Consider the following 15,952-nt stretch of genomic DNA (forward strand, 5'->3'; position numbering starts at 1 on the left):
CAGGACACTTGGATGACATAAAGAGTAGGAGTATTTGATGACAAAAAAACAAAAAACGCAGTTGTCATTCCAGCACGTGACGCTGGAATCCAGAATATCCTAATTACAAGGTTTATTATTTAGTTTGAAAAATACTATAGCTTTTTCTATGTAAGTTGTTGCCCTTCTTTATCATTTTTACCATTTGCAGCACCAACAGATATTTCAGAGCTAACAGAGCTAACAGTGCTAATAGTTTTTTCTATCGCTTTAGCCTGTTCATAGTCTTGACTCAAAAAATACATGGCCAGTCCAACAGCTATACTAGCAACAAGAACAGATGCTATCATTACACCTAGTATCATACCACCAGAAAGACTTACTGCAACATACACACCAGCTCCAAGTACAACACCAAGAAAACCACCAATTATTACGCCAGGCACTAAACTGCCTATCATAGCGCTTTCTTTTTTCGTATGAGCTTGTTTTTTCATACTTTTAATAAGCACTTCTTTTGTTTCTCCTTGAGCTAAATCTAAAGGAATTTTATTATCCGCGTTTTGTATCAAAGGATTTGCACTATATGTAACAAGAAGGGTGATTATTTCTTCAGTTTTATTACCTATAACTGCATGATGTAGTAATGTATTTCCCTCTTCATCTTTAAAGTTTATATGAGTACGAAATTCTTCATCTAGATTTCTTATTGGGTTGTTTTTTGCATATATCCCAGATTGTATTGCTCTATCTAAGCATTGTATCACTTGTTCTAGTGATTGCTCGCCAGGATTTTGTATAAAATGAAGCAGAATTTCGTGTACTATCGCTTCCTTTGTAGTTTGTAGGCATCGTAAAGCATAATTAAATGTCTGTGTAGTGATAACGTCTTCTTTTCTTTTTTTAAGAACAACCCTTAAATCTTCAATCGCCTTTTCACCATCTTTTATTCCAAGAATTATTGAATCCAAATTATTTATCATGCTATCCTCCTTGGTTTGATTGCATTACTCATTAATAAATAGTATAATAAATCCTGCTAAAAGTCAAGCAATTAATTAATAAGTTAATACAATCCTCCAAAAGGAGCTCCTTACTTTTTGTTCAGCATGTCCATTGGATCAGACTCTTTAAGCTTGCTGTTTGCTGAATTTATTCATCATAATAGCTACAATGTGCTATCGAAGTTCTCTGTAATCTTAGTTGGTTCTTCTAGAATATTCAAAATATCAGTTGCACAATAAACCCGATCTCTCTTTCCTTGAGAAGTTTGTGAAACGATGCCTAAATCTTCAAGCTTTACGATTGCTCTTTGGGCTGTTGTAAATACGACACCTAAGTTTTCAACCACTTTCCTTATAGTAAAGTAAGGGTTTAAAGACTATTAACTAAATCATTGTCCCATTCAAATTTTGGTGGCAAGGGGCTTGGTATAAATGCCTGATAACCAGCGAATACTTTGCCTGATGGTGATCCTTTAATATACATTCATTCAACCTAGCACACTATTTTTATAGTATATATTATTTTCAAATAAAGTCAAAAATGAAAATAAGGCTTTATCTTATTTGCGTGCATGAAAATAAGAAACTCTCTTATTATTGATTTTGCTCAAAAACGAAAATAGAAGAAGCTGCTGAACTTTATATATCCTGTTTTTCTGGAGAACTGCTATAAAACTTCTGAGTGAAGTCACTTAATTTTTACACATCTATTGTAGAGTAAGAAGAACCGAATTTGAAACAAAAATGCTAACTGATGCTTGGACTTTACTGACACTTACACTACTTGAAACTATACTTAGTGTAGACAATTTAATCTTTATTTCTCTAGCAATAGATAAGGTACCAAATGCGCTGAGAGAAAGAGTGCGCCTTATGGGCCTTGGATTAGCACTATTAATGCGTTTTGTAATACTATTTTTTACATCATCTATATTATCAATGCAAAAACCTATATTTCACACTGCATCAGCAAGGGATTTACTTATGATCGCAGGGGGATTATTCCTTATTGTTAAAAGCTCTATGGAGTTACGGGATGACATCTTTGTATGTAAGAAAAATAAAAGGAAAGCAAACGTTAAATCAAAATTTTTTTTAGTTGTGCTACAAATTATATTAATAGATTTAGTTTTTTCGGTTGATTCGATATTAACTGCTATAGCACTAACTTATAACATGGTAATAATTGCTACAGCATTTACATTTTCCATGCTAGCAATGCTGTTTTTATCAAGTTATACCGCCCAGTTAATCAAATCTAACCCAGTGTTAAAAATAATCGCCATTTTATTTGTTTTACTTGTCGGTGTGTACCTCATACTTCATGGATTTCATATAGAATTACCAAAAGGATATTTGTATTCTTCATTTATGTTTGCACTGCTTGTGGAAATTATAAGCAAAATAAAGAAAATTAACCGTCATACCGCGATTCATTCGCGGTATCTCTAGATCCAGCTAACAAGCAGCGGGATCTTTTTGATTCACTCCCACTCAATAGTTGCGGGTGGTTTAGAAGTGATATCATAAACAACTCTATTTACTCCGGGAACATTATTAACAATTATACTGCCGACATTGCGTAAAAAATCCCAAAATACTAGCAAGTGTTGATCCTTATCTTCAAATGGAAATGCATCGGCTGTCATACCATCAGATGATGTTACAGCCCTTAAAGCACAAACATATCCATACGTACGACCATCTCCCATAACGCCTACAGTTTTTATTGGTAATAATACAGCAAAAGCTTGCCATATCTTATCATATAGATCGTAATTTTTCATCGTATTAATATATATTTCATCTACTTCTTGCAATATTTGCACCTTTTCTTTATCGACTTCACTTATAATCCTCACTGCAAGTCCGGGTCCAGGAAATGGATGTTGAAATATTATCTCGTCTGAAAGCCCAATTTCTTTTCCAAGTAGCCTTACCTCATCTTTAAAGAGGTAACGTAAAGGCTCCACTAACTTCAGATTCATCTTTTCTGGCAACCCACCAACATTATGGTGAGACTTAATTGTACTAGTGTTGTCTGAGGCATGCCCTGACTCAACTACATCAGAGTAGATGGTACCTTGCATCAAAAAATCCACATCACCTATTTTTTTTGCTTCTTCTTCAAACACTTCAATAAAAGTGTTACCGATAATTTTTCGCTTTTCTTCTGGATCAGTTATTCCCTTCAACCTACTCAAAAATAAATTTGATTTATCAACGTAATTTATCGGAATCTCTTTCAACATAGCGATGGTTTGGTTCTTGCGTAACAACCCAGTATCGATAAAAATACAGTTCAATTGTTTTCCTATAGCTTTATGTGTGAGAGCCGCTGCAACACTTGAATCAACCCCACCACTCACTGCAGCGATTACTTTTTTCTCTCCTACTACATTTTTGATTTTTTCCTTTTGCTCCTCAATAAACGACTTCATTGTCCAGTCCCTTTCGCAATTTGCAATATCCAAGAAGTTAGAGAGCAATTTACTGCCATTTGTTGTGGGCTTAACCTCAGGATGGAACTGAGTACAGTAAATCTTCCGCTGTTCGTTGACAATCATTGCAATTGTTTGATTTATCACACCTGATGCAATAACAGTAAATCCATGTGGTATAGTATCAACACTGTCCGCATGGTTCATTAATACATCCACTTCAGAATTAACATCCCAGGTATCCTTTACAATGGGGGATTCTTTTAGTATCTTGATTTTAGTTCTACCAAACTCCTGTTTGAAACTCTCTTTTACTTTTGCTCCAAAATAATGACAAATGAGTTGCTGTCCATAGCATATTCCAAGTATAGGAACGTTTGTTGCCTCATTAAGTTTTATAATTTCATGTACTACTCTACTTGTTTCAGAACAATCATCATTTACAGATTGTGGTCCTCCAGAGAGAATAAACCCATTGAATTTTGATATTGTTTCAAAACTGATGTTGCTTGGAAATATCTCACAATAAACACCCATTCCTCTTACTTGTCTTGCGATAAGCTGTGTAAACTGTGAACCAAAATCAATAATGGCAATTGCTGACAATTTGCTCCTCCATATTATTTAAAATGATATCTGATAATAAAGAAAATAATGGAGTAAGTAAACCAAGACCTGTTTAAAAGCTTTAACGCGTGGTACAAGTTAGCTATATAGCTAATTTTCCTACACCATACCGCTGCGGCGCTAACTAGTAGCGGAATGACAGCAATCTACGTCATACCGCCGCAGTATCTCAGCCGCTAACAAGTAGCGGGATTATCTTCATGCTGCCACGAACCGTCATACCGCGATTCATTCGCGGTATCTCAGCCGCTAACAAGAGATCCCGCTAACAAGCAGCGGGATGACGAGGTATAAACTTTATCGTCATGCCACCGCGAACCGTCATACCGCGATTCATTCGCGGTATCTCGGCAATAGATCCCGCTAACAAGTAGCGGGATGACGATTGTCGTTTAGCCATAAATGTTTAAGAAATTTACTAAGCAGGAAAAAAGGCAAAGAAACCCCGTAGTAGCTAGCATTCAAATTCTCCCTTGTCAATTTGACGTTTTTTGCTGTCTTAAACGCTTTGTAAGCGCGTTTCGGCTTATATAGATAAAAACCTAAAAATTTTTAAAGACATGCGATGCACGTAGTGCGAAAAATTAAACATGAGACGCCAAATACCCTAAGTTTTTTGTCATTAACCTGCACAGATTGCGAAGATAAATAAATAGCTTCAGTTTTATGATAAGGGAGCTGGCGGAGTTTGTCAAGAAAGTTTTTTCGTTTCTATTCCCAATAAAAGTGCGTTATATGGTTATGCAAGAAGTCTATTTACCCATTTGCTTAACTTTCTCTCTACTTTTTTTGAGTAAGGCCGCTATTGGCATGACAGACATTCATCGTAGTCAATATCTGTTTTTTGTTGCAATATTTCACTTTTTTTGAATATGTCATGCGAGACCTTATCGGCTCTCTGCATTGATTGTGATCTGCAGTAATATAAGCTCTTCAATCCTTTTTTCCAAGCAAGCATATGTATTTTGTGCAAGTAACGTTTATGTACGTTGGCAGGTAAGAACAGATTTACTGATTGAGATTGACAAATATACGAAGTTCTATCACTTGCATGTTCTATAATCCATCTTTGGTCAAGCTCGTACGCTGTTTTAAATGTCAATTTTTCATGCTCACTAAGAAAATCTAAATGCTGAACGGAACCCTCGTTTGTTGAAATTGAAGACCATATTTTATCATTGTCTTGATTTTTTTCTGCTAATAGTTTTTGCAAGAATTTATTTCGCACTACAAATGAGCCTGTAAGTGTCTTTTGTATGAATACGTTTGCTGCGTATGGTTCTATTCCAGGGGAGGTATTACCTGCAATAATGGAGATCGAGGCAGTAGGAGCAATAGCGAGTTTGTGTGTAAACCTTTCCATTAGATCAACTTCTTTGGCATCAGAACATGCTCCCTTTTCTTCTGCTAATTTTTTAGAAACTATATCTGCTTGCTCGCGTAAATACTTAAATATTTTTTTATTCCATTGTTGTGCTGTTACTGATTCAAAAGGAACCATTTTGCTTTGTAAAAATGAGTGAAAGCCCATCACACCAAGACCAATACTGCGTTCTCTGGCTGCAGAATATTTTGCTCGCTGCATTTCATTCGGTGCTTTATTTATGAAATCTTCCAATACATTATCAAGAAAGCGCATTATATCTTCTATGAAGAGTTTATTGTCTTTCCATTCTTCGTAGTACTCAAGGTTTACGGATGATAGACAACACACAGCAGTGCGTGACTTATTCAGGTGATCATAACCTGTGGTTAAAGTTATTTCACTGCATAGATTTGACATCTTGATGTCTAAGTTGAGCTTTTTGTAAGATTCTGGCTTATTGTTATTTGTTGCATCAAGGAAAATAATGTAAGGTTCTCCAGTTTCAACTCTTGCTGTTAATATTTTGATCCATATATCCCGCGCTTTTACAGTTGAAATAACCTTATTGTTGTGAGGGCTTATTAAATTCCATTCTTGATCATTCTCAACAGCCTGCATAAATTTATCTGTTACTATTACAGCATGATGTATATTTAACGCTTTGCGATTTGGGTCACCGCCTGTTGGCTTGCGTAAATCTAGAAACTCTTCTATCTCCGGATGAGATACAGGAAGGTAGACTGCTGAACTTCCTCGCCTTAGGGATCCCTGACTAATTGCAAGCGTTAGAGCATTTTGCACTACAATAAATGGAACAATTCCTGATGTTTTGCCGCTACCCTTTACGCTTTCGCCTATTGAGCGTAAATTTCCCCAATAACTACCTATGCCTCCTCCACGTGCAGCAAGCCAAACATTTTCGTTCCATAGATCAACTATTCCCTGCAAGCTGTCTTCGGTTTCATTAAGAAAGCAAGAGATAGGTAACCCTCTCTTAGTGCCACCATTGCTGAGTATTGGTGTTGAAGGCATGAACCACAAGTTGCTCATGTAGTCATAAAGACGCTGCGCATGTTCTTTATTATCAGAATAGTAATTAGCAATACGTGCAAAGAGGTCTTGATAACTTTCATTTTCTATTAAATACCTGTCTGATAGAACTGCTTTTCCAAAGTCGGTTAATTTGCTGTCCTTTGCGTAATTAATGGTAATGTTATTCATAAAGTTCCTTTTATTCTTTTATTATATATAGATACTTAAAAGTCATTTTGAGCGATTTTTAAGTTAGGTTTTTCGGATTTTCTTGTTGATGCTGTAATGCAAACAAGATACCGTCAACCTGACTGCCATATATTTTACAGTAACTCATATAACTTATTTGCATATTTATTTCTTTTGCAACATGTTGAACATAACTTTCTGAGTGACGAAAATAGTCTCCTTTATTTACAAAGTCAATACCTTCACCTTCCTTTCTTCTTATTAAACATACAATAACTCCTTTTTTGCTCGTAGATCTTTTTGCTAATTCCAACTCTTCTTGAAAGTCATGTAGATAATGTAGCACTTCAGCAAAGATAATTACATCATACTGCTGGTTTTTCTCTTGTTTAAGAAACTCTTTCATTTCCATATGTATTAATTCATTGTAAACAGGCTTACCTTTTATAAAGCATCCTCTTGCGATATTTAGCATTCTACTTGAAATGTCAATTCCTGTTATATGGTTTCCAATACTATTTATTTTCAAGAAATGACCACATATTCCAGTTCCACAACCAAGGTCGAGTATATTGAGCTCAGAAGTGGAGTTGTTGAAGATTTTTGTAATTATCATGTGTACAAGTTCATGCCCTCTATATTGTTTGGCAATCAACCAATGCTCAACAAAATATTCACCTGTGTAATCAAAATATTGTCTTATGAGGTTTTTTGGCAATTCTGTAATAGGCGCTGAGTTTGTCATTTTTTTTATATAGTAAGACGCCTCCTCGTGGTCATTATCTAATTTTAGTGCCCTTGTTAAATAATTATAAGCTTTGTTAGTATTCCCTACCGCAAAATGACACCTTCCGATGTTATACCAGACTATAGGTAAATGGGGGTAAAATATGCTAATTAACCAAAATCGTAACTTTGCATCTGATATGCTACCTTTATAAAAGTGATATAAACCGATTTCAATGTTGGTGTTTAACAGGTTCTTAGATTTTTTAAGAAGCACTGTCATTTCTTTATGAAGAGTATTATATTTATTCACAATGAAGTGTTTTACTTTCTTAATATTTAATACGCCAATGAGCTTAGACATACAATTTAAAGCAACGTTTTTTATAAAAGAGAGATTACTTTTCATACGTTAGAAATACTCCGAATGTTTATTATCATTTTTAGGCAATTGATTTTAACACATTTTATCTTACAAAATATCTTTTTTATTAATTTTTACTGTATATATAAGTTTACCACATATTTCTCAGATTATACTGTTTAGGATTGCTAGTATATTGTTGTTGATAATATAAGTAAATGTTTTGTGCAAAAAGGCGTTGACATATTATTTATTAGGTTATAACATATAAAAGATTAATTTAGTTTTTAGATATTTGACAAGTTTTATGGTAGAGATTAATTTAATCTCAATTCAATTTTAATAATATTTAACTCTGCATATTCTGCATATAGTCGGATAAATAAATTATTAAGAGCACTTGATGGATGCCTTGGCGTTAAGAGGCGATGAAGGACGTGGCAGGCTGCGATAAGCTGTGGGGAATTGTCAACAAATTTTGATCCGCAGATTTCCGAATGGGGAAACCCAACTAGTTTAGCTAGTTATTACGTACTAAGTATGTAAAGCAAACTTGGTGAACTGAAATATCTAAGTAGCCAAAGGAAAAGAAATCAACCGAGATTCTGTTAGTAGTGACGAGCGAAAGCGGAAAAGGCTAGTGATTTAAGAATAAGAATTAGAATACTCTGGAAATAGTAACCATAGAAGGTGATAGTCCTGTATAAGTAGAAAGTTTTTAAATCCTTGAGTAGAGCGGGGCACGTGAAATCCTGTTTGAATATGGGGGGACCATCCTCCAAGCCTAAATACTCCTTAACGACCGATAGTGAACAAGTACCGTGAGGGAAAGGTGAAAAGAACCCCGGGAGGGGAGTGAAATAGAATCTGAAATCAAGTGCTTACAAACAGTTGGAGCTCTATATCAATTTATTGATATTTAGAGTGACAGCGTACCTTTTGCATAATGGGTCAGCGAGTTAATCTATGAAGCAAGCTTAAGCCGTTAGGTGTAGGCGTAGCGAAAGCAAGTCTGAATAGGGCGTTTTAGTTTTATGGATTAGACCCGAAACCAAGTGATCTAGTCATGACCAGATTGAAGGTGTGGTAAAACACACTGGAGGATCGAACCAGTTAATGTTGCAACATTATTGGATGAGTTGTGATTAGGGGTGAAAGGCCAATCAAACTTGGAAATAGCTGGTTCTCCGCGAAATCTATTTAGGTAGAGCGTTGTATGTATGTTGTTGGGGGTAGAGCACTGGATAGACTAGGGGGATTCACCGTCTTACCAAATCTAACTAAACTCCGAATACCAACAATTAATTATACAGCAGGCACACTACGGGTGCTAAGTCCGTGGTGAAGAGGGAAACAACCCAGATCACTATCTAAGGTCCCAAAATTACAGCTAAGTGGGGAAGGAAGTAGAAAAACCATTACAGCTAGGAGGTTGGCTTGGAAGCAGCCATCCTTTAAAGAAAGCGTAACAGCTCACTTGTCTAAATAAGTTTTTCTGCGCCGAAAATGTACTGGGGCTAAAGCTGTATACCGAAGATGTGAGTGCTTATTGATTTCGATCAATAGGCGCGGTAGCGGAGCGTTCCGTAAGTCTGTGAAGGTGGTTTGTGAAAACTGCTGGAGATATCGGAAGTGAGAATGCTGACATAAGTAGCGTAAAAGAGTGTGAAAAACACTCTCACCAAAAATCTAAGGGTTCCTACGTTAAGTTAATCTGCGTAGGGTTAGTCGGTTCCTAAGGCGAGTCCGTAAAGGAGTAGTCGATGGCAATTAGGTTAATATTCCTAAACCTCTTAAGTGTGACGGGTTTCGTATTTGTATAGATCTTATTGGATTGATCTATGCTTAAAAGAAGCTCCAGGAAATAGCACTTATATTTATGAGGCCGTACCGCAAACCGACACTGGTGGATGAGTAGAGTATACTAAGGTGTTGAAAGAATGATGTTGAAGGAACTCGGCAAATTATACCTGTAACTTCGGAAGAAGGGTAACCTGCTTTTAGGCAACTATGAGTAGGTGGCACAAAATAGGGAGTAGCGACTGTTTACTAAAAACACAGGACTCTGCAAACACGTAAGTGGAAGTATAGGGTCTGACGCCTGCCCGGTGCTGGAAGGTTAATAGGAAGGGTGCAAGCTCCGAATTGAAGCCCCAGTAAACGGCGGCCGTAACACTGACGGTCCTAAGGTAGCGAAATTCCTTGTCGGGTAAGTTCCGACCCGCACGAATGGCGTAACGATTTCTCCACTGTCTCCAACATCACTTCAGCGAAATTGAATTCCCCGTGCAGATGCGGGGTACCCGCGGTTAGACGAAGAGACCCCGTGCACCTTTACTATAGCTTTACATTGCTATTAAAAGTGTGATGTGCAGGATAGGTGGGAGACTTTGAAGTTATGGCGCTAGCTATAATGGAGTCAACCTTGAGATACCACCCTTTACACTTTTGATATCTAACTATGTTTCATTATCTGGAACTAGGACATTGTATGGTGGGTAGTTTGACTGGGGCGGTCGCCTCCTAAAAAGTAACGGAGGCGTGCGAAGGTAAGCTAGAGCTGGTCGGAAATCAGCTTGATAGTATAATGGCATAAGCTTGCCTGACTGCGAGGCTGACAAGCCAAGCAGAGACGAAAGTCGGTCATAGTGATCCGGTGATTCTGTATGGAAGGGTCATCGCTCAACGGATAAAAGGTACGCCGGGGATAACAGGCTGATGGTGTTCGAGCGTTCATAGCGACGACACCGTTTGGCACCTCGATGTCGACTCATCACATCCTGGGGCTGAAGAAGGTCCCAAGGGTTCGGCTGTTCGCCGATTAAAGTGATACGTGAGTTGGGTTTAGAACGTCGTGAGACAGTTCGGTTTCTATCTGCCGTGGGTGAAGGAAATTTGAGAAGGTCTGACTCTAGTACGAGAGGACCGAGATGGATATACCTCTGGTGTACCAGCTGTTATGCCAATAGCATCGCTGGGTGGCTATGTATAGATGGGATAATTGCTGAAAGCATATAAGCAAGAAACCCTCTTCAAAAAGATTTCCCAATTAAGGCCGTGGAAGACTACCACGTTGATAGGCTAGGTGTGGAAGCATGGTAACATGTGAAGCTAACTAGTACTAATAGCCTGATTGATTTATTTGCTTTCTATATGTGTGTATGCAGTGTTAAATATTAAGTTAAAATTGTTAAGTTAGAAATTTTTATTGACTTGGTGGCTATAGCAAAAATGAACCACCCGATCTCATCTCGAACTCGGAAGTGAAACTTTTTAGCGCTGATGGTACTTGAAAAGGGAGAGTAGGTCGCCGCCAAGTTTATAAAAATTTCTTTGTTAATTAGACAGTAGGTATACTTATATTTTAACTTTCTTGTTTTGTTACTATTCTTTAAGTTTTTACTTTAACTACGATATCTTTTTTTTCTTATATGTTCTTGGTCATTTTCTACATTATTTAGCATTGTTCCTACTTCCCCTAATTGATTCCCTTTTGAAGGAGAATTACTGATTTCTGGTAATATTACATTACCTCCCACTTTTTTAAATAATTCTTCTTGTTGGCGAAATGCTGACCTCCAATCTGTTCCTGTTCCTTTAGGAAGAAATAAGAATTGATACATCTGACCAAAGCCTGTGTTATTTACCTCTTTTATATGCTCTACCATTCACCACACCCATTAACTATTTTTAAAAATTTTACCTATATTATCATAAAAAATATAGTTGTAAATACCTTAATTGAGATTTTTTTTTATTTTATCTTTTTTAAGCAAATAGTTAGATCTTTTTGTAAATTTTTATAACTTGCTTGCATAATGTTTCTATGAGTTAGTATTATGTAGTAGTGCCCTATATTACTTATATTTAAAATGCTAATTTTAGCAAGCATTCGTAGTTGCCTTTTTATTTTATTTCTTTTTGCTGCTTTTCCGGTTTTTTTACTGATAGCCAGACCTACTCTAATAGTATGAATGTACTTTTCAGGTTCTCTTTCTTTTATAGCGTACAGTGATATATAAAGCCCACGATAAAAAAGACTGTTGAGTGCTAACTTATTTTTGAAAGCAGAAGAAAAATCTTTTTTTTTATACTTACTATGCGCATAATTTGTTACACCCTAATGAACGGCGCCTATTAAGGATTTTTCTTCCAGCTCTTGTTGCCATACGTGAACGAAATCCGTGTCTGCGCTTTCTTATCAAATTTTTTGGTTGAAATGTTCTCTTCATTGTTTTTATATTAATATAATTATTTATTTTAAATTGTTTTACTTTATTGTCAAATAATGGTGAACTTGTATGACATTTTCGTAGAATAAAATTTGATGCATGGAAGAATGAATTCGGTGATAGTCATACCTGTCTTACTAATCCTTTTATTTTGTTTTAGTAGGTTTCAAGAAGTAAATAAGGTTAAATCTTATCTATATCTTAGTTGTGTATGGATGCTAACTTGGTTGTTAGTATTCTATAATAATTGTTTTGTAACTTTTATTTCTATAGCGTTACTTTTTTTCATGCTTGCTTTTATCTTTAAAAATAAAAGAAATAAGATAATAAAACTTTCGTTATTTGTGGCTTTGGCCATATCATTTTTTATCACTTTATTTATAATGCTGTCTATTTTTATTCAATCCATTAGTTTTTTTAATAAAGTAGCTATTTCAGAATTCTTGTTTTGCTTGAAATGGGGCCACAATGTAGTCACTATCAATGAAGAGAAGATAGGATGTTTTGGTATAGCGCCGCTTTTAGTTGGTACATTACTTATAACTATTATAGCAATGTTAGTTGTCGTTCCGCTTGGTTTATTTTCTGCAATATATATTAGTGAATATGCGAGTGAGAAAGCGCGTTATATTGTTAATACAACTTTGCAAGTTTTGTCTGCTATTCCTACGGTTGTATATGGATATTTCGCGGTTGTGTTTTTGTCTTTCTTTATAAAGCAGGTAGCAAATTTTTTTGGTTTAAGTATACACTCAGAAAGTGCCTTAGTTGCCGGTTTATCGATTGGGATAATGATTCTTCCTTTTATTATTTCTTTACTCGAAGATGCCATAAGATCTGTTCCAAAAAGCTTGCGTTATGGCTTCATGGCACTTGGTGCAACTCCAGCGGAAACTATATGGCATATAACAATACCTTATGCAATGCCTACAATTTTAAGTGCAATTTTATTGTCAATTTCAAGAGTGATAGGTGAAACAATGATTGTGCTAATGGCTGTGGGAATCAACGCAAATTTGACTTTTAACCCTCTTAATTCAGTTACTACCATTACCGTGCAGATCGCTACATTACTTACCGGAGATCAGGATTTCAATAGTGTACAAACTCTTGCTGCTTATGCGCTTAGTTTAGTATTGTTTATTATTACTTGGCTATTAAATGCATTTGCATTGTTTGTAATGAAGCGTAACTAGTAAGCGTTTTAATGTTGCAAAATTTCTATTAATAATATAAAATTTATTTTCTTTAGAAGTTCTTTTATGGAATTATAGTGTTAGGTGATAAAAATAAAGAGATGAATATAGGTAGAGCGATTAAGGTAACTCAAGCAGTTGTTGATATAAAATTTGAAGGTGAATTGCCTAAAATATTTAATGCTTTAAAAAGCAAACTAAAATATAAGGATAAGGAGCTGGTTTTAGAAGTTTCGCAGCATATAGGTGACAATATAGTTCGTTGTATTGCTATGGATAGCACAGATGGCATGTCAAGGGGGGATGAATTTGTTGATACAGGTGCACCAATATCGGTGCCAATTGGGCGTTCAACTTTAGGAAGGATTTTTAATGTTGTTGGAGAGCTTATAGATGAGTGTGGTCCACTGAAGGGAAAGTATAACTTAGAGCCTATACACAGAGCACCTCCAAGTTTTACTGAACAGAGAATACAGGAAGAAGTTTTAGTTACGGGAATAAAAGTTATAGATCTTCTTGCACCTTATCTTAAAGGAGGAAAAATTGGCTTATTTGGTGGAGCCGGTGTTGGTAAAACAGTCCTAATAATGGAATTAATTAATAATATAGCAAAAGCTCATAAAGGATTTTCTGTGTTTGCCGGGGTAGGGGAGAGAACGCGTGAAGGTAACGATCTTTATCACGAGATGATCACTTCAAATGTAATAAATATAAATGAGCATGAAAAATCTCAAGCTGTTTTGGTTTATGGTCAGATGAATGAGCCTCCTGGAGCAAGGGCTAGAGTTGCTTTAACAGCACTTACTATGGCAGAGTATTTTCGTGACCGTGAAAACCAAGATGTTCTATTTTTTGTGGATAATATCTTTAGATTTACACAAGCTGGTTCTGAAATTTCTGCTTTACTTGGAAGAATACCGTCAGCTGTTGGTTATCAGCCAACCCTTGCAACTGATATGGGTGCAATGCAAGAAAGAATAGCTTCAACAACTTCTGGCTCTATTACTTCTGTGCAAGCTATATATGTTCCTGCGGACGATTTGACTGATCCAGCCCCAGCAACTACATTCTCTCACCTTGATGCAACCACAGTGTTGTCAAGGCAAATAGCTGAAATGGGAATATACCCTGCTGTTGATCCACTTGATTCAACTTCTCAGTCTTTATCTGCTGAAATCATTGGTGAAGAACATTATAATGTAGCTTCTGAGGTGAAACGTATATTGCAAACTTATAAATCACTGCAAGATATTATCGCAATACTTGGTATGGATGAGCTATCTGATGAAGATAAAATTATTGTTGATAGGGCTCGTAAGATTCAGAAATTTCTTTCTCAACCTTTTCACGTTGCAGAAATATTTACTGGCATGCCTGGTAAATTTGTTTCACTTTCTGATACTGTTTCCAGTTTTAAAGGGATTGTTGAAGGCAAATATGATCACTTACCAGAGGCTGCTTTTTATATGGTGGGGAATATAGATGAAGCAATAAAAAAGGCTGAATTAATACAAGCTGAAGCTAAATAAAAGTTAAAGATTATGAATACTTTTAAAGTGCAATTTTTCTCTCCTGATGATCAAATTTCATTCAGTGGAGTGGTTTCTCTTTCAGTAACTGGGCTCGAAGGGGAGCTTATGATTTTAGCTCACCATGCTCCTTACTTAATTTATTTATTGCCTGGTATGATTACTGTTAAAATGAGTAACCAAACAGAAAAGAAGGTTGTAATTGATAGTGGCGTATTAGAAGTTGCAAATAATAATTGTAGCATTATAACAAGTCAAATTCAGGTTTTTGATCGTGCAATTCATGATGAGAAATCGTTTAAAAATAAGAGAATTAGTATATATTTAAGTTATCTTGATGAGAAGTTTCTTTCTTAGTTATTTTAGACAAAAAGTCAATTATCATTCAAGTGGCTATAAGATTTTTGCTCAGGGGGCTCTTTTTTGTCATCCCAGAAACCCCGGGGTGTCATCCCAGTGTCGGAGTACTTTAGGTATCTTCAAGAAGTAAGACATAATAGCTCTAAAATGTCTTGCAAGGAAAGGTAAAGCTGAACGTTAACTTATGCCAAAAAAATACCGTCTTGTTTGCCTTTTTGAGTAGTATCATCTTATTTTTCCTGTAAATTTTGTTTATAACGCCTAAGATTTACGATATTTTAATCCCGGTAGAATATCTTATAAAATCAGATTATATGTTATACCTATGGAAATAGATAACTTTCAGCAATATTACAACCAAGAAGAAATGAAGACAGTAACATTAGCTCAAATTTATAAAGACTTGGTAATAAAGATATCCGATATAGCCACAAGCAAAATGTAAGCTACTATTAATGGTATTATGGAAATAGCACCAACGATACCACCTACTATACCTACTACCAGAGGTGACGGAGTAGTAAGGCTTAATATAATAAGTGGGAGAGATATAATTGATAGTATTATAGAAATTACACCTACTGTTTTCAGAAGAGATAGAAATCCTTTTGAATCTAAATGTTCTTTAATTCCCTTAAATAATATAAAGAAAATGCTTATACACATTATAGCACAAAGTATTACTGCTGCTATTTTTATTATAGCTGCTGCTATAAGTGCTGCTAAATAAGCTATATTCATTATAACTTTACCACTAAACTTAATAACACTGCAATTATCACACACCATAATAAAAAAGTCAACTCCATATGTTTAGGTTGTAAAATCCCAAAAAGCAGCCAGAATAGAATAAGCAAACATTTACGAATTGAATTTAGTGCAAACAAGGGTGTTGATATCAACCATA

The 15,952-nt window shown here is 35.7% G+C and carries 12 protein-coding genes, 2 rRNA genes and 1 pseudogene; 7 read left to right on the top strand and 8 right to left on the bottom strand.

Going from position 1 to position 15,952, the window contains the following annotated elements; translation table 11 throughout:
• Window positions 1-146: 146 nt before the first annotated feature.
• On the bottom strand, window positions 147-962 hold the full coding sequence (locus tag OPR52_RS04235; protein ID WP_265037788.1) for an ankyrin repeat domain-containing protein: 816 nt from the start codon (window positions 960-962) through the stop codon (window positions 147-149).
• Between the two features lie 185 nt (window positions 963-1,147).
• A complete protein-coding gene (locus OPR52_RS04240) occupies window positions 1,148-1,330 on the bottom strand; it encodes a hypothetical protein (protein WP_006279522.1) in 183 nt (60 codons plus the stop codon).
• Window positions 1,331-1,727: 397 nt separating this feature from the next.
• On the opposite strand from OPR52_RS04240, the gene OPR52_RS04245 reads away from it, so the two are divergent.
• Window positions 1,728-2,435: a TerC family protein gene (locus OPR52_RS04245; protein ID WP_265037790.1), complete on the top strand. Its 708-nt coding sequence runs from the start codon at window positions 1,728-1,730 to the stop codon at window positions 2,433-2,435.
• A gap of 32 nt (window positions 2,436-2,467) precedes the next feature.
• On the opposite strand, the gene guaA is transcribed toward OPR52_RS04245, so the two are convergent.
• The 3 genes from guaA to OPR52_RS04260 all read right to left on the bottom strand — a co-directional run bounded on the left by guaA (window position 2,468) and on the right by OPR52_RS04260 (window position 7,773).
• Window positions 2,468-4,030 (bottom strand): glutamine-hydrolyzing GMP synthase, encoded by a 1,563-nt coding sequence (gene guaA / locus OPR52_RS04250; RefSeq protein ID WP_155968965.1) that lies wholly within the window; start codon window positions 4,028-4,030, stop codon window positions 2,468-2,470.
• Between the two features lie 823 nt (window positions 4,031-4,853).
• Window positions 4,854-6,638, bottom strand: a complete 1,785-nt coding sequence (locus tag OPR52_RS04255; RefSeq protein WP_006280151.1) for a ribonucleoside-diphosphate reductase subunit alpha — start codon at window positions 6,636-6,638, stop codon at window positions 4,854-4,856.
• A gap of 58 nt (window positions 6,639-6,696) precedes the next feature.
• Window positions 6,697-7,773, bottom strand: a complete 1,077-nt coding sequence (locus OPR52_RS04260) for a methyltransferase domain-containing protein (RefSeq protein ID WP_012673083.1) — start codon at window positions 7,771-7,773, stop codon at window positions 6,697-6,699.
• 335 nt (window positions 7,774-8,108) lie between these two features.
• Here OPR52_RS04260 and OPR52_RS04265 point away from each other — a divergent pair.
• Both OPR52_RS04265 and rrf read left to right on the top strand, forming a co-directional pair.
• Window positions 8,109-10,874, top strand: a 23S ribosomal RNA gene (locus OPR52_RS04265).
• 66 nt (window positions 10,875-10,940) lie between these two features.
• Window positions 10,941-11,047 (top strand): 5S ribosomal RNA (rrf, locus tag OPR52_RS04270).
• A gap of 85 nt (window positions 11,048-11,132) precedes the next feature.
• Here the strand turns inward: rrf and OPR52_RS04275 are convergent.
• The 3 genes and pseudogenes from OPR52_RS04275 to rpmH form a co-directional block, all read right to left on the bottom strand.
• Window positions 11,133-11,396, bottom strand: a complete 264-nt coding sequence (locus OPR52_RS04275; protein WP_077188558.1) for a hypothetical protein — start codon at window positions 11,394-11,396, stop codon at window positions 11,133-11,135.
• A gap of 86 nt (window positions 11,397-11,482) precedes the next feature.
• A pseudogene (gene rnpA / locus OPR52_RS04280) lies at window positions 11,483-11,758 on the bottom strand (ribonuclease P protein component); the annotation flags it as partial.
• A 67-nt stretch (window positions 11,759-11,825) separates the two neighbouring features.
• A complete protein-coding gene (rpmH, locus tag OPR52_RS04285; protein ID WP_006279898.1) occupies window positions 11,826-11,960 on the bottom strand; it encodes a 50S ribosomal protein L34 in 135 nt (44 codons plus the stop codon).
• Between the two features lie 107 nt (window positions 11,961-12,067).
• Here rpmH and pstC point away from each other — a divergent pair, with 107 nt between their 5' ends.
• The 4 genes from pstC to OPR52_RS04305 all read left to right on the top strand — a co-directional run bounded on the left by pstC (window position 12,068) and on the right by OPR52_RS04305 (window position 15,775).
• Window positions 12,068-13,156, top strand: coding sequence for a phosphate ABC transporter permease subunit PstC (gene pstC, locus OPR52_RS04290; protein WP_265037792.1), 1,089 nt, complete (start codon window positions 12,068-12,070; stop codon window positions 13,154-13,156).
• Between the two features lie 101 nt (window positions 13,157-13,257).
• Window positions 13,258-14,685: a F0F1 ATP synthase subunit beta gene (gene atpD, locus OPR52_RS04295; RefSeq protein ID WP_010962432.1), complete on the top strand. Its 1,428-nt coding sequence runs from the start codon at window positions 13,258-13,260 to the stop codon at window positions 14,683-14,685.
• Window positions 14,686-14,697: 12 nt separating this feature from the next.
• Window positions 14,698-15,042: a F0F1 ATP synthase subunit epsilon gene (locus OPR52_RS04300; protein ID WP_006279902.1), complete on the top strand. Its 345-nt coding sequence runs from the start codon at window positions 14,698-14,700 to the stop codon at window positions 15,040-15,042.
• Window positions 15,043-15,508: 466 nt separating this feature from the next.
• Window positions 15,509-15,775 carry a hypothetical protein gene (locus OPR52_RS04305; RefSeq protein WP_038198831.1) on the top strand — a complete coding sequence of 89 codons (267 nt, stop codon included), beginning with the start codon at window positions 15,509-15,511 and terminating at the stop codon, window positions 15,773-15,775.
• The last annotated feature ends 177 nt before the right edge of the window (window positions 15,776-15,952 follow it).

This window comes from Wolbachia endosymbiont (group A) of Hylaeus communis (genome assembly GCF_947251915.1).
In the GTDB taxonomy this organism is placed as follows: Bacteria; Pseudomonadota; Alphaproteobacteria; order Rickettsiales; family Anaplasmataceae; genus Wolbachia; species Wolbachia pipientis.

What these genes read in the sequence shown, in the direction of transcription:
- OPR52_RS04275 (WP_077188558.1), bottom strand. Translation starts at nt 11,396, where the DNA reads ATGGTAGAGCATATAAAAGAGGTAAATAACACAGGCTTTGGTCAGATG.
- OPR52_RS04235 (WP_265037788.1), bottom strand. Translation starts at nt 962, where the DNA reads ATGATAAATAATTTGGATTCAATAATTCTTGGAATAAAAGATGGTGAA.
- OPR52_RS04255 (WP_006280151.1), bottom strand. Translation starts at nt 6,638, where the DNA reads ATGAATAACATTACCATTAATTACGCAAAGGACAGCAAATTAACCGAC.
- rpmH (WP_006279898.1), bottom strand. Translation starts at nt 11,960, where the DNA reads ATGAAGAGAACATTTCAACCAAAAAATTTGATAAGAAAGCGCAGACAC.
- pstC (WP_265037792.1), top strand. Translation starts at nt 12,068, where the DNA reads ATGAATTCGGTGATAGTCATACCTGTCTTACTAATCCTTTTATTTTGT.
- OPR52_RS04260 (WP_012673083.1), bottom strand. Translation starts at nt 7,773, where the DNA reads ATGAAAAGTAATCTCTCTTTTATAAAAAACGTTGCTTTAAATTGTATG.
- atpD (WP_010962432.1), top strand. Translation starts at nt 13,258, where the DNA reads ATGAATATAGGTAGAGCGATTAAGGTAACTCAAGCAGTTGTTGATATA.
- OPR52_RS04245 (WP_265037790.1), top strand. Translation starts at nt 1,728, where the DNA reads ATGCTAACTGATGCTTGGACTTTACTGACACTTACACTACTTGAAACT.
- OPR52_RS04300 (WP_006279902.1), top strand. Translation starts at nt 14,698, where the DNA reads ATGAATACTTTTAAAGTGCAATTTTTCTCTCCTGATGATCAAATTTCA.
- OPR52_RS04305 (WP_038198831.1), top strand. Translation starts at nt 15,509, where the DNA reads ATGGAAATAGCACCAACGATACCACCTACTATACCTACTACCAGAGGT.